This window comes from Mycobacterium sp. 29Ha (genome assembly GCF_032883055.1).
Taxonomy (GTDB): domain Bacteria; phylum Actinomycetota; class Actinomycetes; order Mycobacteriales; family Mycobacteriaceae; genus Mycobacterium; species Mycobacterium gallinarum.
This window is the reverse complement of sequence record NZ_JAMQTI010000013.1, coordinates 20110-45103: the sequence shown is the minus strand read 5'-3', so window position 1 is coordinate 45103 and position 24994 is coordinate 20110. Positions and strand designations below refer to the sequence as shown.

The following is a 24994-nucleotide window of genomic DNA, read 5'->3' as shown; positions in this document are numbered from 1 at the left end:
CAACTAGGCAGAGATGTCGACGTTCTCCTCGTCGGCATAGCGGCCCGGGTTGAACAGCGACGCGACCATACCGACGACCATCATCGCCGCGGCCGCGACGAATACCACAACCAGGCCGGCGTGGAACGGTTCGATGATCAGGTGCGGAAAGAACGTCTGTCCGGTCAGCACGTCGGCATTCACGCCCGGCTGCTGTAACGCGTGGTAGGGCTCGAGCAGTTCGGCCATCGGGTTGTAGCCGAGGAACGCCGCGAACAGGCTCCCGACCGGCGGCAGGTTCGCCACCTCGTGCGCCACGGTTGCCGAGACGCCCTGCTCCTGCAGACCAGTGCTCAGCGCGCCCGGAAGCGTGTTGGCCAGCCCGATGATCATGAGTGAGAAGAAGATTCCGATCGACAGCGACGATCCGGCGTTGAAGAAGGTGGCCCGCACTCCCGATGCGGCTCCGCGCTCGGCCGCGGGCACGCTGGACATGATGGCCGCGGTGTTCGGCGCGGTGAAGATCCCACCACCGAGACCATTCACGAAGACCAGCAGCGCGAAAACCCAGTAGTCGAAGTTGACCGGGATCATCACCAGGGCGATGAACGAAACTGCCATCAGCGCCATCCCGCCGACCGTGAACAACCTGGCGCCATAGCGGTCCGCCAGTGTTCCGGCGAGTGGAGCCGCGACCAGGAAGCCGAACGTCGCGGGTAGCAGGTAGATGCCGGCCCACAACGGCGTCGACTCGAAGCTGTAGCCGTGCAACGGAAGCCAGATCCCCTGCAACCAGATGATGAGCATGAACTGCAGGCCACCACGTCCCACAGACGACATCAGGCCCGCGAGGTTGCCCATGCCGAACGATGTCGAACGGAACAGCCGAAGGTTCACCATCGGTTCCTCGAGCCGCAGCTCGACGAAGCAGAAGGCAACGAGCAGCAGCACACCGAAGAGAATCGAACCGAGCACCCACGGGTTGGTCCACCCCGTCGTCGAATTGCCGTAGGGCTGAATGCCATAGGTGATCCCGACGAGAAGTGCGGTCAACCCGACCCCGAAGGTCAACGTGCCCGCCCAGTCCAGCCGGCCCGGGGTCCGCACGCCGAGCTCACGCAGCGAGCGATAGCTCCAGATGGTACCGAGCAACCCGATCGGCACGCCTACCCAGAAGATCGCCTGCCAGTGAAACTCCGAGAGCACCCCTCCGATGAGCAGGCCGAGGAACGAACCTGCAACGGCGGCAACCATGTTCACGCCGAGTGCCATACCGCGCTGGTTGGACGGAAACGCATCTGTGAGGATCGCCGCCGACGACGCCATCAGCATCGCACCGCCGACGCCCTGGACAACGCGCCACGCGATCAGCCATACGGCGCCGCCGCCGAGATGAAAGGGATCGAACGACAACGCAATCGCCGCGACGGTGAAGACCGCGAATCCGAGGTTGTAGATGCGGACGCGGCCGTACATGTCGCCAAGCCGTCCGAAGAACACGACGAGCACCGCGGTCACCACCAGATAACCCATCAGCATCCAGAGCAGGTAACCGACGTTGGCGGGAGCCAACGGGTTCAATCCGATGCCGCGGAAGATCGCGGGTAGTGAGATCAGCACGATCGACGCGTTGATCGCCGCCAGCAGCATGCCCAGCGTGGTGTTGGACAGCACGATCCACTTGTAGAAAGGATGGTCGTGGTCCATGCGCGTACGTCGTAGCGAGGTCTCGCTCAACGCCTCGTCGGCCGGCGGGTTCGTCTTCTCGATATCGGTCGTCATCAATCTTCGCTTCACGTGTCCACGGCTATCGGCACAAAAAACATATATTAGCTATACAAAGCAACGCGGAGCAATTCCTATTCCCAGGCACGCACCGCCTGCGCTAGCGTGGCAGGAGTCCACACACGGGAGCGCACACCCAGTGCGCTGAGAGGACGGGTAGGCCCGTCGACCGTACGAACCTGACCGGGTAATGCCGGCGTAGGGAGATGCTGAAAGTGCTGCATTCCGACGTTCCCACCTCGACCCCAGCGGTGACCAGCGGGCCCATCGCGGGCAGTACCAAGGTCTACCGGGACCTCGACGGGATGCGAGTGCCGTTCCGCCGCGTGAACCTGACCAACGGCGAGCACTTCGACCTCTATGACACCTCGGGCCCGTACACCGACACCGACGCGGCGCTCGACCTGCACCGGGGACTGCCGCCGCGTCCCGGTGTGGTGTCAGACCGCGGCACCCAGCTGCAACGCGCCCGCGCAGGCGAGGTCACCGCCGAGATGGCGTTCATCGCCGCCCGCGAGGGGCTGGCACCCGAGTTGGTTCGTGCCGAAGTTGCACAGGGGCGCGCAGTCATCCCGGCCAACCACAACCATCCCGAGGCCGAACCGATGATCATCGGCAAGGCATTCGCGGTGAAAGTCAATGCGAACATTGGCAATTCGGCTGTCAGCAGCTCGATCGCCGATGAGGTCGACAAGATGGTGTGGGCCACCCGGTGGGGCGCCGACACGATCATGGACCTGTCCACCGGTCGCGACATCCACCTGACGCGGGAATGGATCCTGCGCAATTCGCCGGTGCCCGTGGGTACCGTGCCCATCTACCAAGCGCTGGAGAAGGTCAACGGCGATCCGGTGGCGCTGACGTGGGAGTGCTACCGCGACACCGTGATCGAACAGTGCGAGCAGGGTGTGGACTACATGACCGTGCACGCAGGCGTCCTGCTGCGTTACGTGCCGCTGACCGCCAACCGCGTGACGGGAATCGTGAGCCGGGGCGGCTCCATCATGGCCGCCTGGTGTCTTGCCCACCATCAGGAGTCGTTCCTCTACACCCACTTCGCCGAACTGTGCGAGATCCTGCAGCGCTACGACGTCACGTTCTCGCTCGGCGACGGATTACGGCCAGGCTCGATCGCCGACGCGAACGACGCCGCCCAGTTCGCCGAACTGCGCACGCTCGGAGAACTGACCAAGATCGCGAAATCTCATGGCGTGCAAGTGATGATCGAGGGTCCCGGTCACGTCCCGATGCACAAGATCGTCGAGAACGTCCGCCTCGAAGAAGAGCTGTGCGACGAAGCTCCGTTCTACACGTTGGGCCCGCTGACGACCGACATCGCACCGGCCTACGACCACATCACCTCGGCGATCGGCGCCGCGATGATCGCCCAAGCGGGTACTGCGATGCTCTGCTACGTGACGCCGAAGGAACACCTGGGACTACCGGACCGCAAGGACGTCAAGGACGGCGTGATCGCCTACAAGATCGCCGCGCATGCCGCGGATCTGGCGAAAGGACACCCCCGCGCGCAGGAACGGGACGACGCGCTCTCGCGTGCTCGGTTCGAGTTCCGCTGGCACGACCAGTTCGCGCTGTCGCTGGATCCGGACACGGCCCGCGAGTTTCACGACGAAACCCTTCCCGCTGAACCAGCGAAAACGGCGCACTTCTGTTCGATGTGCGGTCCGAAATTCTGCTCCATGCGCATCACGCAGGACATCCGCGACGCGATGGCCGAAAAGTCCAAGGAGTTCGCCGAACACGGCAACCAGGTCTATCTTCCACTGGCTTGACGTCCTCCCCTGTCTAAAGGCGGGGGATTCCAACCCGACCTACTACCTATGTGGCAGGAGAGCAAGGTTGAGGTTCACGGTTCGTCGACCGGCTAGCGCCGAGGTCTCCCCGGGCTGTCACCGCCCGTCCGGCGGCGATGTTGCGTGCAGCGTTCACATCGGCGTTACACGGCCCTGTGGTGCAAGCTGCGCACTCGAACACCGCTTGGTTCTTGCGGTTTTCGGGAGCGACGTGCCCGCACGCCGAGCATTGCTGCGATGTGTATGCGGCCGGGATCTGCTCCACCCGACCGAAAGCCTTATGTTGCAACCGCGCAGCGAGCAGCCCCCATCCGCTTCGACTGATGGCCCGGTTGAGGCCGCGCTTTTGTGTCACCCGCACACCGGGATGATCGACGGTGCCGCGCGCGCTGCGGGTCATCGCGCGCACGTTAAGGGCTTCGATGCGGATGGTGTCGAAGCGCCGCGCGATGTCCGTGGTGGTCTTTTCGATCCAGTCCTTGCGTCGGTCTCGCTCCCGCACTTTGAGCTTGGCGATGGCGCGCTTGGTGCGAGCGCGCCGGCGCGAGCCGCGCTCGGCGCGGGCTATGCGTTGCTGCAGCACCGTCAACCGCTTGGCCTCACTACCGCTCAGGCCCGGGGCACACAGCAGTTCTCCGGTCGACAATGCCGCCGACACCACCACGCCACGGTCGATACCCACCACGTTGCCCACGCCCGGACCCGCGATCGGATTGGGGACGTGGGCAAACGCGATATGCCAGCGGCCGGCCCGATCGAGGGTGACCCGGTAGGATCTCACACCTCCAGGTACAGACCGCGACCAGCGGAAGCGCACCCACCCGACTTTAGGTACCCATACCCGGCCGAACCGGCGATTCACACGCTCGACGTGACGCGATTTCACCGCGATCTGTCGAAACCCTTCGTGCACACCGGCTTTACGCCACGTCGGGCGACGGTGCGTTCCACGGAAGAAGTTGCCCATCGCCTCGGCAAAATCCCGCAGCGCCTGCTGCTGCACGGTCTGCGAACCCGCCGCCAACCAGTCGTGCTCAGCTCGGGCGGCCGTCAACTCAGCGCACTGCTCGTTATAGCCCGGCGCGCGGCGCCCGGGCTGCCAGTATTGTTGCTGCTCGACCGCCAGGTTCCACACATACCGCGCGTGACGACAATGCTCGGCCAGGAGCACCGCCTGCTCAGCGTTAGGAACCAAACGGTATCGCGACACACCAGCAACCTAGTGGCTACCACCGACAAGTCACCGAAAGGAGAGGCGGCGTTCCTTGCACCGGCTAAAGCCGCAGGTTTCCACGCCGCAACGAACCATGACAATGCCTCCACTGTCGACGGCACGGTTTCATACGCGACGAGCCGATGAGGCCGTACGAAACCGCCCACCTTCGACCACAGCAGGGACGACGTCATGAGTTTCCTTCCGCTCACGCCGCCGGGCCAGACCCCTCTTCGGGTCATGACGATCGCCGGGTCCGATTCCGGTGGCGGTGCGGGTATCCAGGCCGATATGCGGACGTTCGCGATGCTCGGCATGCACGGACTCGTCGCCGTGACCGCGGTGACCGTACAGAATTCTCTGGGGGTCAAAGGGTTTCACGAAATACCACTGGATGTCATCGCCGGCCAGATCGAAGCCGTGGCGTCCGACATCGGTGTTCAGGCCGCCAAGACCGGCATGCTGGCGTCCTCGGCGATCATCGACACCGTCGCTGACACCTGGCGCGCACAGGGCCTGGCCGGCGCCGTGCCGCTCGTCGTCGACCCGGTGTGCGCATCGATGCACGGCGATCCGCTGCTGCATCCCAGCGCACTGGACTCCCTCACGGGCCGGCTGTTCCCGCTGGCCACGTTGGTGACACCCAACCTCGACGAGGTGCGCCTGCTCGTCGACGTCGACGTCGTCGACGACGCGTCGCAGCGGGCGGCTGCGCATGCCCTGCATGCGCTCGGACCGCAGTGGGTGCTGGTGAAGGGCGGACACTTGAGGTCGTCGTCGCAGAGCCCTGATCTGCTGTTCGACGGAACCGACTTCTTCGAGTTCGACACCGCCCGCATCGACACCGGACACGACCACGGGGCGGGTGACACGTTGGCCGCCGCAATAGCGAGCGCGCTGGCCCACGGTTACACCGTGCCGGATGCGGTGGCGTTCGGAAAGCGTTGGGTCACTGAATGTCTGCGAGCGGCGTATCCGCTGGGTCAGGGCCATGGGCCGGTGTCTGCACTCTTCAGGCTCCACGGATGAACTTCGACGACATCGCGGGCATCGCCCACGAACCCGCGGGTAAGCCGCGAGGCACTGTCGTTCTGACTCATGGCGCCGGCGGTAGTCGGGATTCCCCACTGCTGCAGAAAATCTGCGACGAGTGGGCCGCACGCGGCTGGCTGGCGGTCCGTTACAACCTGCCCTATCGACGGAGACGGCCGAAGGGGCCGCCGTCGAACTCCGCTGCGACCGACCAGGCCGGAATCGTCGAAGCCGTCGAGCTGGCCCGCAGCCTAACCAAAGGACCGGTCGTCGCGGGCGGACACTCGTACGGCGGCCGCATGACGTCGATGGTCGTCGCCGACGATGCCGCGAAAGTCGATGCACTGAGCCTGTTTTCGTATCCGCTGCATCCTCCCGGCAAGCCGGAACGGGCGCGCACCGAACATCTTCCGCGGATATCCGTGCCCACAGTGTTCACCCACGGCACCGCCGACCCGTTCGGGTCGATCGACGAGCTACGCACCGCGGCGGCGCTCATCTCCGGCACCACCGAGATCGTCGAGATCAACGGCGCCCGCCATGATCTCGGCTCGAAGACGCTGAATGTCCCGGCGCTGGCGGTCGACGCGGCATTGCGATTGCTGGACGCTGCGTCCTAGGGACAGACACCGACAAGTTAGCGGTGGTCATCGATCCGCGCTTGACGCTAATGTCACGGGGTGACCACGCCGCCGGGCAATCCCCCGCCATATGGCCAGCAGCCGCCTCCATACGGTCAGCAACCTCCGTACGGACCACCCCCCGGCGCGTACCCACCACCGCCCGGCGCGTACCCGCCGCCCCCGCCGCCGCCTTACTCCCAGCAGCCGCCCGGCTATTTTCCCCCGCCACAGAAGTCGAACTCCAAGAAAATCGTCTTCATCGTCCTGGGAGTCATTGCGGCGCTGATCGTGCTCGTCGTCGGTGGCGGGGTCGCGCTCTACTTCGCCGTCGGCCAGGGCACCGTCACCGCGACCGACGTCGAGATGGGCGACTGCCTTTCGGAGATCCCCGGCGACACCCGAGTGCTGACCGTCAAGACCATCGATTGCGCCGAACCGCACGCAGGGGAGGTGTTCGCGGTGCTGCAGATGCCTGGGGACGACTTTCCCGGCCAGGCGGCCATCGACACGTACGCCGACAAGTGCAGCCCGGAGCTTGCGAGCTATTCGCCCTCGTCGATGACCGACGACAGTGTCCAGCTCTACGTGCTGTACCCCACAGCCGAAACGTGGGAACAGGGCGACAGGGCTGTGACCTGCGTCGCGACGCTCGACCCGCCGCGGGCCGGCTCCATCAGAGGCTGAGTCCTTCACGGGAGTTGAGCAGTACCTGAGGTACCGTTCTTCCATGACTTCGGAACAATTCGACGCCGTAATCGTGGGCGCCGGTTTCGGGGGGATCGGTGCTGCCATCCAACTCAAGCGGATGGGCTACGAGAATTTCGTCATTCTGGACCGGGAGGACGATCTCGGCGGGACATGGCACATCAACCGCTACCCCGGCCTGGCCGTCGACGTCCCGACGACCACCTACTCCTACTTCTTCGAGCCGAACCCCAACTGGTCGCGACTCTTCTCCACCGGTGCGGAGATCAAGCAGTACGCCAACGATGTCGCTGACAAGTACGACGTACGCCACCATATGCGGTTCAACACCAGCGTGGAGAGCGCCCGCTGGGACGAGGAGACCAAGGTCTGGTGCATTGCGCTGGCCGGCGGTCAGACCGTCACCGCGCGCTACCTGATCACCGCCACTGGCTTTCTTTCCCAGCCGAAGACACCGGACATCCCGGGGATCACCCAGTTCGCGGGCAAGATCATCCACACCACCGAATGGGACGACAGCTACGACCTCGAGGGGAAGCGCATCGCCGTCATCGGCACCGGTGCCACCGCGGTCCAGCTCATCCCCGAGCTGGCCAAGAAGGCGGCCGACCTCACCGTCTATCAGCGCACCGCGATCTGGGTGGTACCCAAGGTCGATTTCCGTTTCTCCGAGCGTGCAAAGCGCCTTTTCGCACGAGTGCCCTTGGCGCAGCGGGCCATCCGCGCCATCACCGACGCGCTGTACGAATTCTTCATTTTCGTCGAACTCCACCAGAACAACCTTTTCCTTCGGCGGCTCAATGTCGCGGCGGGCGACCTGTCCAAGACCCACCGCATGGTGTCCGTTCGGGATCGAAAAGTGCGTGAGCAGTTGACCCCCGACTACGACTTCGGTTGTAAGCGGCCGACGTTCTCGAACGACTACTACCGGATCTTCAACAAGCGCCATGTCCACCTGCAAGCCAGCGGGATCGACCACGTCGAGCCGGACGCCATCGTCTCCAGCGACGGCACCAGGACGCCGATCGACGCACTCGTACTCGCGACCGGGTTCGACCTGTGGGAGGCCAACTTCCCGGCCATCGAAATCGTCGGCCGTGCAGGCCGTAACCTCGGAAAGTGGTGGCGCGACACCAGGTTCCAGGCATATCAGGGATTGACGGTTCCGTACTTCCCGAACTACCTGAGCATGGCCAGCCCATACGCGTTCCTCGGGTTGAACTTCTTCAACACGGTGGAATACCAGATGCGCCATATGGACCGGCTGTTCGGCGAGGTGCAGCGCCGCGGTGCGACGACCTTCGAAGTCACCGAGGAAGCCAACACCCGTTATCTGGACCGGATGTCGGAGCTGATCGGGAATTCGGTGTTCGTGCGCGGGAATTGCGCGACATCGAGGTCGTACTACTTCGACCCGAAGGGCGAGGCCAACCTGCTGCGCCCCCTTTCGACGCGCGCGGCGTTGAAGGAAGCCTCCGATTACCCGCTGAGCGACTATCAGATTTCGTGATCAGAGAGGATCGGTAGCAGTGCCCTCAGAACAGAAGAATTCGCGTGGCGCGACGATAGCGGGCCTGGCCCTCGCCGGGACAGGCCTGGCCCACTTCGCCCGTCCTCAGCTCTTCGAATCGATCACCGCGCCGGCTTTTCCGCGCAACACGCGCCAGAACATCTATATCAATGGCGGCATCGAGACGGCCCTGGGCCTCGGTCTGGCAGCACCGAAGACCCGTCGCCTGGCCGTCGTCGGAGTGCTCGGGTACCTGGCCTACTTGGTGGGCAACGTCGCTCGTAACCGATAGCGGCCCAACAGCGTCAGGTCAAGCAGTCGCTCCATCGTCTCGAAGCTGTGCACCGATCGCTCGTAGTGCATCAGGCGGCCGAGATCGACCACCAGTGACATCGCCGCGTGCACGGCGAACCGCGCCTGTCCCGGTGTCCACTCCGGACGGACCGCCACGACCAGCTCGACCCATGCCTCCACCGTGGAGCGTTGCATGTTGCGCAGGATCTTCTGATCGGCCGCGGTCATGTTGAGCCGCTCGCTGTAGTAGACGTAATCGAGTTCGGGCTGGTCGAACGACCGAGCGACGTAGGCATCGATGACCGCGGTCAGCGCGTCCTGCGGATCGCCGATCGTGGCCGTGATAGTCGAGGTATCCGCCGAGAGGCGATCGGCCGCCCTGCGGAACGCCGCCGCGAGGATGTCGCTCTTGCCGGAGAAGTACCGGTAGATCCCCGACGCCGGCATGCCGACCGCCGCGGCGATGTCTTCCATCCCGGTGTCGCGATATCCGTTGAGATTGAATAACCGCATCGATTCGTCAAGCAGCGCTTCGTATCTCGACGGCTCCGTGCCCGTCGACGCGTGAGGTTCGATGGCGTCCTGATCGTCGGCGGGGTCGGGGAGTTCGGCCGCCAGAACGACATCCGCGAGCTCGGCCAGCAACGCCCGCACCTGAATCGCGGGCAGCTTGGCCCGGTGATCGACGATGCTGCCAAGCACCGAAAGGACCGCGGTCGACAACGTCCAGCGTTGCCGACCCGTGAGCTCGGGGCGGATGACGCACAGGGGTCGCTGGATCCGGCGGTGCACGGTGCGCATCTGCGCTATCAGCGTGGCCTGGTCGTCGCCGCGCAGATAGCGGCCTTCCCATCGATAGAGTCCGCCGGCTTCGCGATTGGCCATCGCGGTGTCGATGAGCGCGGCGACCAGTCGGTGCAGGACGATTTGGGGGTCCTCGGTCGCGGCGTCGTCGGCGAACTCTGTGCAGTCCACCAGCTGCTGGCCGAGGCTGAGCACCGCATCACGGAAGAGTTCGTACTTGCCGGTGTAGTGCCGGTACAGCGCCGCGGCCGAGATGCCAACGCGAGACGCGATGGCTTCCATACTCACGCCGTGAAAGCCCAGCGTGCTGAACGCTTCGGCCGAAGCACGAGCGATCTGGGCCTTGCGATCCTTGGGGCGGCGCCGAATCGTTTCGCCGCTCGCTGGCCGGGGGCGCGCCATGGCAGACACCATAACCGAAGTTACCCAAACACCGAATGCGACCAGGTCGAAAACCCGCCAAAAGCAGTGGCGACGGGGAGAACGGACATTAACATAGAGGCTCCGCGACACGAACGGGGGCCGTATGCATCACTATCACCATCGCGCGTTCTACTTCGGCGTCGGGTGCGTCGTCGTGATCGCCGCGGGGCTGCTGGCGCTCAATTTTCCCGTCTTCCTCGACGCCTTCGACCAATACGGTTTCCAGATCAAGTGCGGGACGGGATTCGCCACCGATCTGAGCCAGGCCGCGGCCGCCGCCGGTGAGCACACCTACGTCGACCAGTGCGAGACAGCCGTTCGCGTGCGCCGCCTGTGGACCATCCCGCCCGTGGTGATCGCGTCGATTGCGCTTGCCGTACTCGTTGCGGTGGCAGCGCTGCTCTGGGGCCGCGAATCGGCATTCGGGAAGGACCCCGTCGCCTGAAATAGCATCGTCGTGTGAGCACGCCGGACGGTCCTGCGCTTTCCCGGCGGCTCGGCACTTTCGACGCCGTCATCATCGGCCTGGGGTCGATGGTCGGCGCGGGCATATTCGTCGCGCTGGCCCCTGCGGCGGCGGCCGCCGGGTCCGGTCTGCTCGTGGGCCTGGGCATCGCCGCGGTCGTCGCGTACTGCAATGCGACCTCCTCGGCCCGGTTGGCGGCCCGGTATCCGCAATCCGGCGGCACCTACGTATACGGCAGGGAGCGACTCGGCGATTTCTGGGGCTACACCGCGGGGTGGAGCTTCGTCGTCGGCAAGACGGCATCCTGCGCGGCCATGGCACTCACCGTCGGCTACTACGCGTGGCCGACCTGGGCACACGCCGTCGCGGTCGCAGCGGTGGTGGCACTGACGGCGTTGAACTACACCGGCATTCAGAAGTCAGCGCTCCTGACCCGCGCCATCGTCGCCGTGGTGCTTGCGGTGCTCGCGGCAGTGGTGGTCGTCATCCTCGGCTTCGGCGACGCGGATGTGGCGCGAATCGGCGTCGGCTCGGACGTCTCCGTTGCAGGCCTGCTGCAGGCCGCCGGCTTGCTGTTCTTCGCATTCGCCGGCTACGCACGCATCGCGACGCTCGGCGAGGAGGTACGCGATCCGGCCCGCACGATCCCACGCGCCATCCCGATCGCGCTGACCATCGCACTGGTTGTTTACGGCGTGGTCGCCGTCGCGGTGTTGGCCGAATTGGGCAGTGACACAATGGCTTCTACGAGCGCTCCGCTCGCCGACGCGGTCACCGCGGCGGGCTTTCCCGCGCTGGAACCCGTCGTCCGCGTCGGGGCCGCCGTCGCCGCGCTCGGTTCACTGCTCGCTCTCGTTCTCGGGGTTTCGCGCACCACCTTGGCGATGGCGCGCGACCACCACCTCCCGCATGCCCTGGCCGCCGTGCACCCTCGGTTCGGCAGCCCACATCGCGCCGAGGTGGCCGTCGGCATCGTGGTGGCGGTGGCAGCGGCACTCTTGGATGTCCGAGAGGCGATCGGCTTCTCGTCGTTCGCCGTGCTGCTGTACTACGCGATCGCCAACGCGTCGGCGTGGACGCTGGAGCCGGACGGCCGGCGACATCAAGCTTGGGCGGCGCGCATCATTCCGGGCGTGGGCCTGGCGGGCTGCCTGTTGCTCGCGTTCACCCTGCCCCTCTCGTCGGTGCTCGTTGGCAGTTGCGTGGTGCTCGCAGGCACGGTTGCCTACGGTCTTAGAGCATGGCTTCGTTGACGATGTTGACATGGACCAAGGTCGACGCCCGTGCCGACGACGATTTCGTCGTCGCGCCTGACGAACGGCTCGACTGGTTCCGCACGATCGGCATCGGCGCACAACACGTCGTGGCGATGTTCGGCGCGACCTTTCTGGTGCCGGTGCTCACCGGATTTCCGCCGGCGACCACCCTGCTGTTCTCGGGTATCGGCACGGTGCTGTTCCTGCTGATCACCGGTAACCGGCTGCCGAGCTATCTCGGTTCGAGCTTCTCGGTGATCGCTCCGGTCACCGCGGCCGTCGCGTCAAACGGCACGGGCAGCGCGCTTGGTGGCCTGGTGGCGGTCGGTGTCGCACTGATCGTCATCGGCGCCGTCGTGCATCTGGTCGGCACGCACTGGATCGATGTGACCCTGCCTCCGGTCGTCACCGGCGCGATCGTCGCGCTGATCGGCTTCAACCTCGCGCCCGCCGCGAAGTCGAACTTCGAGAAGGGCCCGCTCGTCGGCATCGTCACATTGGTGCTGTTGCTGGCGACGCTGGCGTTCTTCCGCGGCATCGTCGGACGGCTCGCCATCTTCATAGCCGTGTTCGCCGGGTACCTGCTGGCGCTGATTCTGGGCGAGGTCGACACCTCGGGTATCAAGGCCGCGCCTTGGGTGGGGCTTCCCGAGTTCCAGACCCCGACCTTCACGTTGGCGGTGCTGCCGATGTTCCTGCCCGCCGTCATCGCCCTGGTGGCCGAGAACATCGGGCACGTCAAGTCGGTCGGTCAGATGACCGGCACCGACGTCGATCCGGTGACGGGCCGCGCGCTGGCCGCCGACGGCGTGGCGACGACGCTGGCGGGCTTCGGCGGCGGCTCGGCGACCACCACGTACGCGGAGAACATCGGCGTGATGGCCGCCACCCGCGTTTATTCGACGGCGGCGTACTGGGTTGCCGCGGCGGTCGCCATCGCGCTGTCGCTGTGCCCGAAAGTGGGCGCCGTCATCTCGGCCATCCCCGCCGGAGTGCTCGGCGGGGCCACCGTTGTCCTTTACGGATTGGTCGGCATTCTCGGCGTGCGGATCTGGCTGACCAACGGCGTCGACTTCTCCAAGCCGATCAACCAGATGACCGCGGCCATCCCTCTCGTCATCGGTATCGCCGACTTCACCTGGCATGCAGGCAATTTGACGTTCACCGGCATCGCGCTGGGGTCGATCGCCGCCCTGGTCGTGTATCACGGCATGCGGCTGTTGGGCTTGCGGCGGACTAGGGAGCGCTCCGATGTCGCTGATCCCGCGTCGGAACTCCATTGACGCCCTCGAGCGACTGCGCGTACGTGCCGACCGCAAAGGCTGCCGCCGCCCCCATCACCGACAGCGCATCGCGGTCGATGTTGTCCACCGTGTCGCGCGGAGTCCGGTAGTTGGGGTCATATGGCGCACCGGCGCGGCCGCCCCAAAGCCGTGCCTGCACTTCGGTTTTCCGCTGCGCGGCACCCGTCGTCAGTCCGCCGACAGGCACGCCTGCGGTCAGGAATGCGTTGTAGTCGGTGTAGCGGGTCAGCGGCATGTCGGCGGGCCGCACGCCCGCACCGTTGAGGTAGGACGCCAGGGTCCGTTCGATGCCGGCTGAACCGACCGGGACGGTATCCAGCGGGATCTCGGGATTCAACTGGCCCGACTGGTCGCCGTCGTAGGTGAAGTAGCCGGCGTTGGGTGAGCCGATCATGTCGAGGTCGAGATACAGTGCGATCTCGTCGAGTTGTCCGGTCTCGAGTCCGCGGATGTACTTCGTCGCACCCTGCAGCGCATTCTCCTCCGAACCCCACAGTGCGAACCGCACGGCGTTCTTGATCTGCGGTGCCGAACCGAGCGCCCCAGCGGTCTCCAGCACCGCTGCGACCCCTGAGCCGTCGTCGTTGATGCCGGGGCTGCGGGCAGAACTATCGAGGTGCGCACCGACCATCACCACATTGCTGGTGTCACCGGATTTGGTTTGCGCCAGCACATTTCGCGCCTTCTTCATGACGGGCTTGTTGTCCAGAATCAGCTTCACGGGCGCGGTCGTGCGCCGCAGCGCCGCGTTCGCGTCGTTGCCGATGACACCGACCGGCACGGTGAGTTGCTGGTAGTAGCCCGGCGTGAAGAGGCCGGGTGGGCTGCCCGCGCCCGGGGCCGGAGCGCTGACCACGAGCATGCCCACCGCACCCCGGTCGACGGCGGCGTTCTGCTTGTCGACGACCGAGCAGCCGGTGTCGTCGACGACGGCGATCGCCCCCCTCATCGACACCGTGCCATAGTCGGCGGAACGGCAGCCCGTCGATGTCCTCTGCGGTCGCAGCGTCACCCCGTTCAACCCGGCGCGCGGTGTGGTGATCAGTAGTGATGCCTGCTCGACGTTGTAGTTGCGGCCGCCGATCGTGAGTTTCGGGTCGCCGCCCTCCGAGCGGGCGAGCAACTCGAACTCCGGAGTCTGGACATCGAATCCTTTGTCCTGCAGGAACTTTGCAACGTAGTCCACGCTGGCGTCATAGCCGGGGGTGCCGTTGGCCCTGGTACCGCCGTTAGCGTCCGCGATCTTCTGCAGTTCGTTCAGGTGCGCATACATTCCGTCCGCGCCGACCTTGCCCGCCAGTTCGGCCGCTAGATCCGGCGCAGGGCCGACGGGGTCCGACGAGGAGCACGACGTCAGCACCGCAGTGACCGCAAGGACGGCCGCCCATCGCTTCATGATTCGAGCACGTGACGTGTGCGGTCCTCGCGGATCGGCACACCGTTGCGTCCGGACTGATCCTGCGCGTACAGCGCGACGGCGTATGCCGCACCGCGACCGTTGATTTCGAACGCCGTACGGTCGATGTTGTCGATGGTGTCACCGGGTTTGTGGTAGTTCGGGTCGAACGGCTGGCCCGCCTCGCCACCCCACCGCTCGGCCTGTTCGGGCGTCATCTTCTCCTCGGCGCCGGTGAAAAGACCACCGGCGGCCACACCGGCCAGCGTGAAACTGCTGAAATCCGACCGGCCTTCGAATTGGACGTCCTCGGGGTTCTTCCCCGCGCTCTTGAGGTAGGCCACGAGCGTGCGCTCGATCCCAGCCGACCCCTCCGGGATGCGTGGCGCCTGCTGCCGGGGATCCGGCGGCGCGGACTGATCGCCGTCGATCGTGAAGTAACCCGGATTGGGCGAGGCGACCATGTCGAAGTTCAGATAGAGCGCAAGATCCATCAGCGCGTCGTGATCCAGCGATGCCACATAGTCGTTGGACCCGAGCAGGCCGAGTTCCTCAGCTCCCCAGAACCCGAACCGCACCGCGTATTTCACGTCCGGCGAGCTCCCCAGCTGCAGCGCCGTTTCCAGCACCGCGGCCACCCCCGAGCCGTTGTCGTTGATCCCGGGCCCCTCCGCCACGCTGTCGAGGTGTGCACCCGTCATCACGACGTCGGACGTGGACCCCGTCTTCGTTTGGGCGACCACGTTGCGGGTGCGCTCCACGCGCACGCCGGCGTTGAGCTTGACAGTGGCCGGGCCGGGATCCGCCCGCAGTCGCTCGCCGGTGGCCTTCGTGACCCCGATGACCGGAATCTTCACATCGGTGTCGGGACCGAGCGTGCCGCCCATCTCGTCGCCGTCGATGTTGTTGGCGACGACCAACGCGACCGCGCCGCGCTCAGCGGCGACGGCCTGTTTGTCGCCGAACTGGCACTCTCCACGATCGACGAGCACGATCGCACCCTGGACCGGCAGACCGTCGTAATCGGATGCCGTGCATCCCGGTGAGTCCTCGACGCGGGCGGGCACCAGCTCACCGGCCACCCCGTCACCCTTCGTACCGATGGTGAACTCCAGCGGAAACGCCTCGACTCTGGCGCCCGACACCGTCAGCGCGGGCTCGTCGGAATATGGCAGGCGAACTTCGAACTCAGGGGTTTGTACGTCGAAACCCTTGTCGCGCAGGGTGTTCGCCACATAGTCGACGCTAGCGTCATACCCGGGGGTGCCGAGTGCCCGGTTGCCCCCGTGCTCGTCGGCGATCTCCTGCAGCTTGGTGACGTGCGCCATCAGCGCGTCGCCTGTCACCGCCTCCGAGATCTTCTGCGCGAAGACCGTCGCCGCCGTGGTGGGCCCCGCCGGGGTGGCCGGAGGCTGCGACGGCTCGGGGCGCATCTCGCGTCCACACCCGGCCAGCACCAGGACGGCGGCCACCGGCAGTGCGGCCAATCTCCACCACGTTTTGTGCCCCATCGCCACCACGTTATCCCGACTCGGCGGCACCGGGACCGGACACCTGCGCGACGACCAGATCGGCGACCGCCCGCATGCCCGCCGCGTTGGGGTGCAGGGGCGCGGGGCGACAGGGCACGGGCAGACCGAAGCCGGTCGTCCACGGTTCGTCGGACCACGCGTGGTGGTCGACGCTGTGCTCGGCGACCCGGACAAGCCCGCAGCCGGTGTCGGCGGCGGCCTGCGCGGTGGCCCGCGCCAACTCGTCGGCGACGTGCCGTCCCATGGCGGCATCGGCGTCGGACAGCGGCGAGGCGGCGGTACCGGACGGGGGCAGCAGCGTCAGGTAGTCGACGAACAACACGCGCGCCCCGGGTGAGCGCTGGCGCAGGGTCCGACCGACGGTCCTGAGCGACTCGGCGACCTCGACCAGTGCCCGCTCACGCGCCGAGGCATCCAGCCGGTCGGTCAACCGCCGACCGACCAGCGGCAGGGCACGCACGAGCCTCGGCAGCCCGGCCGCGAACAGCAGCGGCACGTAGCCGACGTCGTTGCCCCCGATGGTGACGGTGATCAGGTCTTCGGTCCCATCGAGCGCCTCGATCTGCGGCGCGGCGCCGGGCTGCGGCTCGGCCAGCACGTTGGCGGTGGTCGCGCCGGAGTACGTCACATCGACCAGCTCGAGACCGAGCCGCTCAGCGACCAGGTGCGGATAGTTGCGGGCCGAACGACCCGCCAAGAATGGGGCGCCCTGGGCGCGGGGCCGGATTCCCGGCCCGGCGGCCATCGAGCTGCCCAGCGCCACATACCGTTTCATATGGAGGGGCTGGATGCCTGCGCCCAGAAGCGCTTCGGAATCCGGCCGGCGCGCCGAGCCAGATATCCGGCGGTGACGGCCGACGCCATCGCAGCGGCCATGGTCGGCGGATCGGCGGCACGGGTGACCGCCGTCGCGAGAAGCACTGCGTCGCAGCCCAACTCCATCGCCAGCGCGGCGTCGCTCGCGGTGCCGATACCGGCGTCGAGCACGACAGGCACCGATGCGTGTTCGACGATCATCTCGATGTTGTGCGGGTTGGCGATGCCGAGTCCCGTGCCGATCGGCGAGCCCAGCGGCATGACGGCCGCGCAGCCGGTGTCCTCCAACCGACGTGCGAGCACCGGATCGTCGTTGGTGTAGGGCAGCACGACGAATCCGTCGTCGACCAACTGCTCTGCGGCTTTGATCAATTCGACGGCGTCCGGCAGCAGCGTGCGCTCGTCGGCGATCACTTCGAGCTTGACCCATTCGGTCTGTAGTGCTTCGCGGGCGAGCCGGGCGGTCAGCACTGCTTCGGCGGCGCCGCGGCAGCCCGCGGTGTTCGGCAACGGGGTGATGCCGAGCCGGTTCAACAGGTCCAGCACACCGGTGCCGCCCTCGCTGTCGACGCGACGCATCGCCACCGTGGTCAGCTCGGTGCCCGAGGCCACCAGCGCCTCTTCGAGAACCGTCAGGTTCGCCGCACCGCCCGTACCGAGGATGAGGCGTGATCCGAACTCGCGACCGGCGATCGTCAGCTTCGCGTCAACCACCCTGCACCGCCGTGACCACCTCGACGCGCGCGCCGTCGGCGAGCGTCGTCTGCCATTCCGACCGGGGCAGCACCGAGAGGTCCACGGCCACCGCGATGCCCTTCTCGCCGAATCCCAGCCGTTCCACCAACGCGGCCACGGTCGTGCCGTCGTCGACCTCGACCGCTTCGTCGTTCACCGAGATCTTCATTGGCTCCTCATCGCACTTCCCACCAAATCAGCTTCAGGCAACGGAACACCGTTCAGCTCCCCCAGTATCGCCTCGGCAGTCCACGGCGCCAGCAGAAAGCCGTTGCGTCCGTGTCCACCGGCGACCAGTGTGCGTTCGTCGAGCCGGCCGACGATGGGCAGTCCGTCGGGCGTCATCGGACGAAGACCGGCTGCGCACTCGGCGAATTCGTACTCGCCGAGCGCGGGCATCACGGCACACGCGTCATCGAGCAGTTCGCGCACACCGGTGACGGCGGGCGCGGTGTCACGGCCGTGTTCGTACTGGGTGGCGCCGACGACCACGCCGTCGTGCCGCGGAACGAGGTAGACCTGGCGGCCGTGCACTCGGGCGCGAATCACGCGCTGCGGTACCGGCATGCACCCCCGTCGCCAGCGCAGCCGCAGCACTTCTCCCTTCACCGGGCGGATCGGCAGACCGGGCCACAACGATGGCGCGTCGATACCGTTCGCGATCACCACGGCGTCCGCCACAGCGTCGGTCAACTCACCGACCGGCGGCGCCCACAGCACTCCGAGCCGCTCGCAGTGCTCGGCGAGCGCATCGACGATCGCCCGATTGTCCACGGCCAGTTCGGTTTCGGCACGAAAGCCGTGCCGGATGCCCTGCGCGAGCAGCGGTTCGATCTCGCGGGCGGCGGTCGTCGGCTCGACCGGATGCCCCTGAGCCGCCAACCACTCGCCGACGGTCCTCAGGTCCGCGGCGTCGGCCCGATCGACGGCGACGACCAGCGATTCGCGCGCGGTGACCACGCTGTCGGGAAGACCGTCGAGGAACCCGCTGTGCCAGAGCTTCAGCGACGCGAGCCCCAGCCGTAGCAGCCGCTCTTCACCGGGCCAGCCCTCGCTGTGCGGGGCGAGCATGCCGCCTGCCACCCACGAGGAGCCGGGCTCGTCGCTGCGGTGCACGCGCACGGTCCAACCGTCGAGGGCAGCCCGTCGTGCGACCGCCAGCCCGATGACGCCACCGCCGATGACCGCGAGTGATCTCTCTGCCGGCGAGCCGGCAATTCCATTTGAGGCCATTTCCCCTCCCTTCGCCGGCATGACCCGGATCAGGTGTGTGACGGTAAGGGCAGGGCGTGCCCACTCTCAGCCCCCGGTCCCGGGACTCCCGTGTGTCGACTTCACGGTAGTCGCTAGCGTCGCGGTGTGCACAAAGCCTCCGAACGCCTCGCCGGATCCTTGCTCTATCTGTGCACCGACGCCCGGCGCGAGCGCGGTGACCTCGCCGAGTTTGCCGATGCGGCCCTGGCGGGCGGAGTCGACGTCATTCAGTTGCGGGACAAGGGTTCGCCGGGTGAGCAGCAATACGGGCCGCTGGAGGCGCGCGGGGAACTCGAGGCGCTGGCCGTCCTCGCCGACGCCGCCCGGCGGCACGACGCGTTGCTGGCGGTCAACGACCGGGCCGACATCGCCTTGGCCGTAGGCGCCGACGTGCTGCACCTCGGCCAGGACGACCTGCCGCTTCCGATCGCCCGCCGCATCATCGGCGACGGCCCACTGATCGGCCGATCCACCCACGACGAGGCGCAGGTGGCCGCTGCGACGTCAGAGGACGTCGACTATTTCTGCGTCGGGCCGTGCTGGCCGACGCCGACGAAGCCCGGCCGCCCGGCACCGGGCCTGGACCTGGTGCACGCCGCGGCGCGGTCCGGGACGCCGAAACCGTGGTTCGCCATCGGCGGGATCGACGCTGCGCGACTGCCGGAGGTCATTGCCGCCGGGGCACGCCGGGTCGTGGTGGTGCGCGCGATCACCGCGGCCGACGATCCGTCCGCGGCGGCGCGACAGTTGAAGGAAGCGCTCAGAGCTGCTTGTTGACCAGCAGCGGGATCGATGCCGACTCGGTGCGCAACCGCGCCCAGCTGGCGGCGAAGCCAGGGTGCAGGGGCAGATCCGCGACGTCGTCCTCGGCGACCCAGCGCAGTTCGGCACTCTCCCGATTGGGTGTGGTCGGCAGCTGTTCGGGGGCGTCGGCGATGACCGTCGTGTAGCTCCAATAGGTGTCGTCCTCACCGAACACCTCTTTGGTGATGACCTTCGTGCGCACCGTGAGCTGATCCTCGGACAGTCCGGCTTCCTCGTGCGCCTCCCGGATTGCAGCCTGTTCGACGGTTTCGTGACTGTCGCGCGCACCACCCGGCAGGCCCCACGTTCCACCCTGATGACTCCAGGCCGCGCGATGCTGCAGCAGCACCGCGGCCGAACCGTCGTGATGCGGCGCCCGCAGCAACAGACCCGCAGCACCATGCCTACCCCAGAACCACGAGCCGGTATTGGACACCACCCAGCCGTCGCCATCGCCGCGCACGCGTCAAGAATACGGACGCGCGTCTTCGATGAAGCTCTTAGGATTTTTTTATAGAGTGGAACCGTCGAAAAACGATAGCCGGAAAGCAGGTCCGCGCGCGTGACTGTGGAGTTGGCGCACCCGTCGACCGAGCCACTCGCGTCACGGTCGCCCACAACACCAGCGCACCCACGCTGGTGGTTCCTCTGGACCACCCCTGGCCGGATTCTGAGCATCGGTGTCGTGCTGTCCGCGTTGGTGATCGCGAGCGCCTTTGCCACGTCGACGACGATCAACGACCGCCAGGCGGCACTGACCACCGTTCTCAACCACACCGAACCGTTGGCGTTCGCCGCGGGACAGCTGTACACGACGCTGTCGGTAGCCGACGCGGCGGCGGCCACGGCGTTCATCGCCGGCGCCGAGCCGCGCGACGTCCGGCAGCGCTACGAGCAGGCGATCACCGACGCCTCCGTCGCGGTCACCAGGGCTTCCAGTGGGCTCACCGACGAGCCGATGGTGCAGTTGCTCGGCCGGGTGAACGCCGAACTGTCGGTGTACACCGGACTGGTCGAGACGGCGCGCACCAACAACCGGGCCGGAAATCCGGTCGGCTCTTCCTATCTATCCGAGGCGTCGGCGCTGATGCAGACGCGGATCCTGCCCGACGCGCAGCGTCTCTACGAGGAGACCTCGGCGCGGGTGGACGCGGAGACCACGGCCTCGACCCGCATTCCGGGTCCGGTGATCCTGGTCGTGCTCGCGACGTTGTTGTTCGGTATTTTCGCCAACCGCTGGCTGGCCCGCCGGACCCGGCGACGCATCAACATCGGCTTCATCGCGGGTGGGCTGGCGGTGCTGATCATGCTGGTCTGGGTCGGAACAGCGCTGATCATCTCGACCGCCGACAGCCGCAGCGCCAAAGACACTGCCGCCGAGTCGCTCAAGACCGTGACCACCCTGGCGATCACCGCTCAGCAGGCCCGCGCCGACGAAACCCTTTCACTGATTCGCCGCGGCGACGAGGACGTGCGCAAGCAGTCGTACTACCAGCGCATCGACGTCATGCAGCAGCAGCTGTCGGACTACCTCGCCCGCGACGACGTCATAGACAAGACCGACCTGGCCGACGCGGAACAACTGCTCAAGAAATGGCGGGCGGCCGACGACCGGATCAACGCCTACATCGCGGTCGGCAACTATCAGGCCGCCACCCAGGTGGCGCTCGGCACCGGCGAAGACGACTCCACTCCGGCGTTCAACAAGCTCGACGACGCGCTCGGCAAGGGCATCGAGGAGAGCCGTAGTCAGCTCCGCGGCGACATCGTCAACGCCCACCGCGTGCTGTCCGGCGCTACCGTCGGAGCAGCGGTGCTGTCCGTCGTCGCGGCGTTGGCGGTGGCACTGGGTTTGTGGCCGAGGTTGAGTGAGTACAGATGATGTTGCGAAAGCTCACCGCCATCCTCGCCGCGGCAGCGGTGGTGGCGGGGTGTGCGCAGGCGTCGTCGGTGATTCAGACACCCGGCGTGACGCTTCCTCCCCCGACCCCCGCGGGCATGGAGGAGATGCCGCCCGAGATCGTGCGCATTCCAACCGAACCCGACGACGAGTGTGACCGCACCGCGAGCCTGCGGCCGTTCAACAATCGGTCCGACGCCGAAGCGGCGGTCGAGAACATCCGGACCCGAGGACGACTCATCGTCGGGCTCGACATCGGCAGCAATCTGTTCTCCTTCCGCGATCCGATCACCGGTGAGATCACCGGTTTCGATGTCGACATCGCCGGCGAGATCGCCCGCGACATCTTCGGCACCCCCTCCCAGGTCGAATACCGCATCCTGTCGTCGGCCGACCGAATCGCCGGATTACAGAACAATCAGGTGGACGTCGTCGTCAAGACCATGACGATCACCTGCGAACGCAAGAAGCTAGTCAACTTCTCCACGGTGTATTTCAACGCCAACCAGCGAATCCTGGCGGCACGCGACTCGACGATCTCGGAGCCGTCGGATTTGTCGGGTAAGCGGGTGTGCGTCGCCAAGGGCACGACGTCACTACAGCGGATCCAGGAGATCACGCCGCCACCGATCATCGTCGGTGTCGTCGCGTGGGCCGACTGCTTGGTGGCGCTGCAACAGCGGCAGGCCGACGCGGTCAGCACCGACGACTCGATCCTGGCCGGGTTGGTAGCCCAGGATCCCTATCTGCACATCGTCGGACCCAGCCTCAACGAGGAGCCTTACGGCATCGGCATCAATTTGCAGAACACCGGGCTGGTGCGATTCGTCAACGGCACGCTGGAGCGCATCCGCCGCGACGGCACGTGGAACACGTTGTACCGCAAGTGGTTGACGGTGCTGGGGCCTGCCCCGGCACCACCGGTGGCGAGGTATTCGGGCTGATGGCAGCGGTACAGTCCGACGAATCCGATCCGGGTACCCAACCGGCCGGCCTCGACGACCTGGAATTCGACAGCGCCGCCACAATGCGGCCGATGGCCACCCAGGCGGTGTTCCGTCCGCACTTCGACGACGACTCCGAGGGAATGTCCGTCGGCACCGGCGAGACCGAGCCGCAGGATCACACGACGGCGACACGGGCGCTGTCTCCGATGCGCCGCCTCGGCGGCGGTCTCGTAGAGATTCCCCGGGTGCGCGCCAAGGACCCGCTCGAAGCGTTGATGACCAACCCGGTGGTCGCCGAGGGAAAGCGGTTCTGCTGGAACTGCGGCCGCCCGGTCGGCCGTTCCTCGGATGACGGCGAGGCGCTGTCAGAAGGCTGGTGCCCCCACTGCGGAAGCGCGTATTCCTTTCTGCCGCAGCTGAGTCCGGGTGACATGATCAACGACCAGTACGAGATCAAGGGCTGCATCGCCCACGGCGGTCTCGGCTGGGTGTACCTGGCCTTCGATCACAACGTCAACGAACGGCCGGTCGTCCTCAAGGGCCTGGTGCATTCGGGTGATGCCGAGGCGCAGAAGATCGCCATGCTCGAGCGTCAGTTCCTCGCCGAGGTCACCCACCCGGGCATCGTGAAGATCTACAACTTCGTCGAGCACGACGACAAGCACGGCAATCCGGTCGGCTACATCGTGATGGAGTACGTCGGCGGTACGTCGCTGAAGCAGGCCAAGGGCGAGAAGGTGCCGGTCGCCCAGGCCATCGGCTACATGCTGGAAATCCTTCCCGCCCTTGGCTATCTGCACTCGATCGGTCTCACCTACAACGACCTCAAGCCTGAAAACATCATGATCACCGAGGAGCAGCTCAAGCTGATCGACCTCGGTGCCGTGTCGACCATCAACTCGTTCGGATATCTGTACGGCACACCGGGTTATCAGGCGCCGGAGATCGTGCGGACCGGGCCGACGGTCGCCACCGACATCTACACCGTCGGCCGCACCCTGGCCGCGCTGACGCTGAACATGCGCACCCGCAAGGGCCGTTACGTCGACGGCCTGCCCGAGGACGATCCGGTGCTCACCGAGTACGACTCGTTCGCCCGGCTGTTGCGGCGCGCGATCGATCCGGATCCGCGACGGCGATTCGTCAGCGCCGAGGAGATGACCAGCCAGTTGCTCGGCGTCCTGCGCGAGGTGGTGGCCCGCGACACCGGTGTGCCGCGCCCCGGCCTGTCCACGGTGTTCTCCGCCTCGCGTTCGACGTTCGGGGTGGATCTGCTGGTGGCCCACACCGACGTCTATCTCGATGGGCAGGTGCATTCCGAGCGGCTGACCGCGCAGGACATCGTCAAGGCGCTGCAGGTACCACTTGTCGATCCGGCCGACGTCGGCGCGACCGTGTTGTCGGCGAGCGTGCTCACGCAACCCGTTCAGACACTTGACTCGTTGCGCGCTGCGCGCCACGGTGCGCTCGATTCTGAGGGCATCGATCTGTCGGAGTCGGTCGAACTACCGCTGATGGAGGTTCGCGCGCTGCTCGACCTCGGCGACGTCGCCAAGGCCACACGGAAGCTGGAGGATCTTGCCGAGCGAGTCGGCTGGCGGTGGCGGCTGGTGTGGTTCCGGGCTGTGTCGGCGATGCTGACGGCCGACTACGATTCCGCCACAAAGTATTTCACGGAGGTGCTCGACACCCTGCCCGGCGAGCTGGCGCCCAAGATCGCCCTGGCGGCCACCGCGGAGCTGGCGGGCGCGCAGGTCGACGAGGCGCCGCAGCGCAAGTTCTACGACACGGTGTGGTCCACCGACAACGGCGTCATCTCGGCGGGCTTCGGGCTGGCGCGTTCGCAGTCGGCGGCAGGAGACCGCGACGCCGCCGTGCGGACGCTGGACCAGGTGCCCGTCATGTCGCGGCACTTCACGACCGCCCGCCTGACGAGCGCCGTGACGCTGCTGTCCGGACGGTCGACGAATGAAATCACCGAGCAACACATCCGCGATGCGGCGCGGCGCGTCGAAGCCCTGCCGGACACCGAGCCGCGCGTGCTGCAGATCCGGGCGCTGGTCCTCGGCACCGCGATGGACTGGCTGGCCGACAACACCGCGAGCACCAACCACATCCTCGGCTTTCCCTTCACCGAACACGGGCTGCAACTCGGTGTCGAGGCCTCGCTACGCGCCCTCGCGCGGGTCGCACCCACCCAGGGCCACCGCTATGCGCTGGTCGATCTTGCGAACAGCGTGCGGCCCACCTCGACGTTCTGACGATCAGCAACGAAATCCGTAGCATCTGACCGCGGTCGCAGGCGTAACGAGCAACAATTCCCTCATCAACCTGTCATAGTTATCCGACGGAATTCGTAGTAGCGTTTCTCTCAGGTTGAGATGAGAGCCAACCGGTGACGT

Annotated in this window: 23 protein-coding genes and 2 riboswitches; of the genes, 13 read left to right on the top strand and 10 right to left on the bottom strand. The window is 66.4% G+C overall.

The features are described 5' to 3' along the window. Positions 1-3: 3 nt before the first annotated feature. Positions 4-1761 (bottom strand): MFS transporter, encoded by a 1758-nt coding sequence (locus M1248_RS17855; protein WP_317149240.1) that lies wholly within the window; start codon positions 1759-1761, stop codon positions 4-6. 115 nt (positions 1762-1876) lie between these two features. After that, positions 1877-1987: riboswitch (TPP riboswitch) on the top strand. On the opposite strand from M1248_RS17855, the gene thiC reads away from it, so the two are divergent. Next, on the top strand, positions 1971-3557 hold the full coding sequence (gene thiC, locus M1248_RS17850) for a phosphomethylpyrimidine synthase ThiC (RefSeq protein WP_410506683.1): 1587 nt from the start codon (positions 1971-1973) through the stop codon (positions 3555-3557). Its footprint overlaps the riboswitch before it by 17 nt. Positions 3558-3603: 46 nt before the next feature. Here thiC and M1248_RS17845 read toward each other — a convergent pair whose 3' ends face one another. Further along, positions 3604-4788, bottom strand: coding sequence for a transposase (locus tag M1248_RS17845; RefSeq protein WP_317149239.1), 1185 nt, complete (start codon positions 4786-4788; stop codon positions 3604-3606). Positions 4789-4983: 195 nt separating this feature from the next. Between M1248_RS17845 and thiD the strand changes: the two genes are divergently transcribed. From thiD to M1248_RS17820, 5 genes are read left to right on the top strand one after another with little or no spacing between them, the layout of a single operon-like run. After that, positions 4984-5820, top strand: coding sequence for a bifunctional hydroxymethylpyrimidine kinase/phosphomethylpyrimidine kinase (gene thiD, locus M1248_RS17840; RefSeq protein ID WP_317149238.1), 837 nt, complete (start codon positions 4984-4986; stop codon positions 5818-5820). Next, positions 5817-6443, top strand: coding sequence for an alpha/beta family hydrolase (locus M1248_RS17835; RefSeq protein ID WP_317149237.1), 627 nt, complete (start codon positions 5817-5819; stop codon positions 6441-6443). Before thiD ends, M1248_RS17835 begins: the two co-directional genes overlap by 4 nt. Positions 6444-6503: 60 nt before the next feature. After that, on the top strand, positions 6504-7130 hold the full coding sequence (locus tag M1248_RS17830; protein ID WP_163734273.1) for a septum formation family protein: 627 nt from the start codon (positions 6504-6506) through the stop codon (positions 7128-7130). A gap of 43 nt (positions 7131-7173) precedes the next feature. Continuing rightward, positions 7174-8661: an NAD(P)/FAD-dependent oxidoreductase gene (locus tag M1248_RS17825; RefSeq protein WP_317149236.1), complete on the top strand. Its 1488-nt coding sequence runs from the start codon at positions 7174-7176 to the stop codon at positions 8659-8661. A 19-nt stretch (positions 8662-8680) separates the two neighbouring features. After that, complete coding sequence (locus tag M1248_RS17820; RefSeq protein ID WP_163734268.1) at positions 8681-8953, top strand: hypothetical protein; 273 nt, start codon at positions 8681-8683, stop codon at positions 8951-8953. Here the strand turns inward: M1248_RS17820 and M1248_RS17815 are convergent. Further along, positions 8920-10161 carry a TetR/AcrR family transcriptional regulator gene (locus M1248_RS17815; RefSeq protein WP_317149235.1) on the bottom strand — a complete coding sequence of 414 codons (1242 nt, stop codon included), beginning with the start codon at positions 10159-10161 and terminating at the stop codon, positions 8920-8922. The two genes, M1248_RS17820 and M1248_RS17815, sit on opposite strands and share 34 nt — an antisense overlap. A gap of 124 nt (positions 10162-10285) precedes the next feature. Between M1248_RS17815 and M1248_RS17810 the strand changes: the two genes are divergently transcribed. From M1248_RS17810 to M1248_RS17800, 3 genes are read left to right on the top strand one after another with little or no spacing between them, the layout of a single operon-like run. Next, complete coding sequence (locus tag M1248_RS17810; protein ID WP_163734262.1) at positions 10286-10627, top strand: hypothetical protein; 342 nt, start codon at positions 10286-10288, stop codon at positions 10625-10627. Positions 10628-10641: 14 nt separating this feature from the next. Continuing rightward, on the top strand, positions 10642-11901 hold the full coding sequence (locus M1248_RS17805; RefSeq protein ID WP_317149234.1) for an APC family permease: 1260 nt from the start codon (positions 10642-10644) through the stop codon (positions 11899-11901). After that, positions 11889-13187 carry a uracil-xanthine permease family protein gene (locus M1248_RS17800; RefSeq protein ID WP_163734260.1) on the top strand — a complete coding sequence of 433 codons (1299 nt, stop codon included), beginning with the start codon at positions 11889-11891 and terminating at the stop codon, positions 13185-13187. Before M1248_RS17805 ends, M1248_RS17800 begins: the two co-directional genes overlap by 13 nt. Here the strand turns inward: M1248_RS17800 and M1248_RS17795 are convergent. The 6 genes from M1248_RS17795 to thiO form a co-directional block, all read right to left on the bottom strand. Beyond that, complete coding sequence (locus M1248_RS17795) at positions 13141-14604, bottom strand: M28 family peptidase (RefSeq protein WP_163734257.1); 1464 nt, start codon at positions 14602-14604, stop codon at positions 13141-13143. The genes M1248_RS17800 and M1248_RS17795 overlap by 47 nt on opposite strands. Then, a complete protein-coding gene (locus M1248_RS17790) occupies positions 14601-16115 on the bottom strand; it encodes a M28 family metallopeptidase (RefSeq protein ID WP_163734255.1) in 1515 nt (504 codons plus the stop codon). The genes M1248_RS17795 and M1248_RS17790 overlap by 4 nt, the downstream gene beginning before the upstream one ends. Before the next feature lie 10 nt (positions 16116-16125). Beyond that, on the bottom strand, positions 16126-16911 hold the full coding sequence (locus tag M1248_RS17785) for an SGNH/GDSL hydrolase family protein (RefSeq protein ID WP_174262156.1): 786 nt from the start codon (positions 16909-16911) through the stop codon (positions 16126-16128). Beyond that, positions 16908-17666: a thiazole synthase gene (locus tag M1248_RS17780; protein ID WP_163734252.1), complete on the bottom strand. Its 759-nt coding sequence runs from the start codon at positions 17664-17666 to the stop codon at positions 16908-16910. Before M1248_RS17780 ends, M1248_RS17785 begins: the two co-directional genes overlap by 4 nt. Continuing rightward, complete coding sequence (gene thiS, locus M1248_RS17775; RefSeq protein ID WP_163734249.1) at positions 17659-17856, bottom strand: sulfur carrier protein ThiS; 198 nt, start codon at positions 17854-17856, stop codon at positions 17659-17661. Before thiS ends, M1248_RS17780 begins: the two co-directional genes overlap by 8 nt. After that, positions 17853-18920: a glycine oxidase ThiO gene (gene thiO, locus M1248_RS17770; protein WP_317149233.1), complete on the bottom strand. Its 1068-nt coding sequence runs from the start codon at positions 18918-18920 to the stop codon at positions 17853-17855. Before thiO ends, thiS begins: the two co-directional genes overlap by 4 nt. Then, a riboswitch (TPP riboswitch) is annotated at positions 18910-19022 on the bottom strand. (Overlaps the previous gene by 11 nt.) Before the next feature lie 24 nt (positions 19023-19046). On the opposite strand from thiO, the gene thiE reads away from it, so the two are divergent. Then, the gene (gene thiE, locus M1248_RS17765) at positions 19047-19718 is read left to right on the top strand and encodes a thiamine phosphate synthase (protein WP_163734242.1); all 672 of its coding nucleotides are present in this window, start codon (positions 19047-19049) and stop codon (positions 19716-19718) included. Here thiE and M1248_RS17760 read toward each other — a convergent pair. Next, positions 19702-20208 (bottom strand): NUDIX hydrolase, encoded by a 507-nt coding sequence (locus tag M1248_RS17760; protein ID WP_163734239.1) that lies wholly within the window; start codon positions 20206-20208, stop codon positions 19702-19704. The genes thiE and M1248_RS17760 overlap by 17 nt on opposite strands. Positions 20209-20307: 99 nt before the next feature. On the opposite strand from M1248_RS17760, the gene glnX reads away from it, so the two are divergent. The 3 genes from glnX to M1248_RS17745 are packed head-to-tail and all read left to right on the top strand — an operon-like array spanning position 20308 to position 24853. Next, a complete protein-coding gene (gene glnX, locus M1248_RS17755; protein ID WP_163734235.1) occupies positions 20308-21627 on the top strand; it encodes a protein kinase G-activating protein GlnX in 1320 nt (439 codons plus the stop codon). Next, the gene (locus M1248_RS17750; protein ID WP_410506688.1) at positions 21627-22589 is read left to right on the top strand and encodes a glutamate ABC transporter substrate-binding protein; all 963 of its coding nucleotides are present in this window, start codon (positions 21627-21629) and stop codon (positions 22587-22589) included. Before glnX ends, M1248_RS17750 begins: the two co-directional genes overlap by 1 nt. After that, the gene (locus tag M1248_RS17745) at positions 22589-24853 is read left to right on the top strand and encodes a serine/threonine-protein kinase PknG (protein WP_410506682.1); all 2265 of its coding nucleotides are present in this window, start codon (positions 22589-22591) and stop codon (positions 24851-24853) included. Before M1248_RS17750 ends, M1248_RS17745 begins: the two co-directional genes overlap by 1 nt. Positions 24854-24994: the final 141 nt, after the last annotated feature.

Excerpts from the sequence above, each read along its gene's own strand:
- M1248_RS17815 (WP_317149235.1), bottom strand. The coding sequence starts at position 10,161 with ATGGCGCGCCCCCGGCCAGCGAGCGGCGAAACGATTCGGCGCCGCCCC.
- M1248_RS17745 (WP_410506682.1), top strand. The coding sequence starts at position 22,589 with ATGGCAGCGGTACAGTCCGACGAATCCGATCCGGGTACCCAACCGGCC.
- M1248_RS17785 (WP_174262156.1), bottom strand. The coding sequence starts at position 16,911 with ATGAAACGGTATGTGGCGCTGGGCAGCTCGATGGCCGCCGGGCCGGGA.
- M1248_RS17810 (WP_163734262.1), top strand. The coding sequence starts at position 10,286 with ATGCATCACTATCACCATCGCGCGTTCTACTTCGGCGTCGGGTGCGTC.
- M1248_RS17825 (WP_317149236.1), top strand. The coding sequence starts at position 7,174 with ATGACTTCGGAACAATTCGACGCCGTAATCGTGGGCGCCGGTTTCGGG.
- thiC (WP_410506683.1), top strand. The coding sequence starts at position 1,971 with ATGCTGAAAGTGCTGCATTCCGACGTTCCCACCTCGACCCCAGCGGTG.
- M1248_RS17800 (WP_163734260.1), top strand. The coding sequence starts at position 11,889 with ATGGCTTCGTTGACGATGTTGACATGGACCAAGGTCGACGCCCGTGCC.
- thiO (WP_317149233.1), bottom strand. The coding sequence starts at position 18,920 with ATGGCCTCAAATGGAATTGCCGGCTCGCCGGCAGAGAGATCACTCGCG.
- M1248_RS17835 (WP_317149237.1), top strand. The coding sequence starts at position 5,817 with ATGAACTTCGACGACATCGCGGGCATCGCCCACGAACCCGCGGGTAAG.
- M1248_RS17750 (WP_410506688.1), top strand. The coding sequence starts at position 21,627 with ATGTTGCGAAAGCTCACCGCCATCCTCGCCGCGGCAGCGGTGGTGGCG.
- M1248_RS17790 (WP_163734255.1), bottom strand. The coding sequence starts at position 16,115 with ATGGGGCACAAAACGTGGTGGAGATTGGCCGCACTGCCGGTGGCCGCC.
- thiD (WP_317149238.1), top strand. The coding sequence starts at position 4,984 with ATGAGTTTCCTTCCGCTCACGCCGCCGGGCCAGACCCCTCTTCGGGTC.
- M1248_RS17795 (WP_163734257.1), bottom strand. The coding sequence starts at position 14,604 with ATGAAGCGATGGGCGGCCGTCCTTGCGGTCACTGCGGTGCTGACGTCG.
- thiS (WP_163734249.1), bottom strand. The coding sequence starts at position 17,856 with ATGAAGATCTCGGTGAACGACGAAGCGGTCGAGGTCGACGACGGCACG.
- M1248_RS17855 (WP_317149240.1), bottom strand. The coding sequence starts at position 1,761 with ATGACGACCGATATCGAGAAGACGAACCCGCCGGCCGACGAGGCGTTG.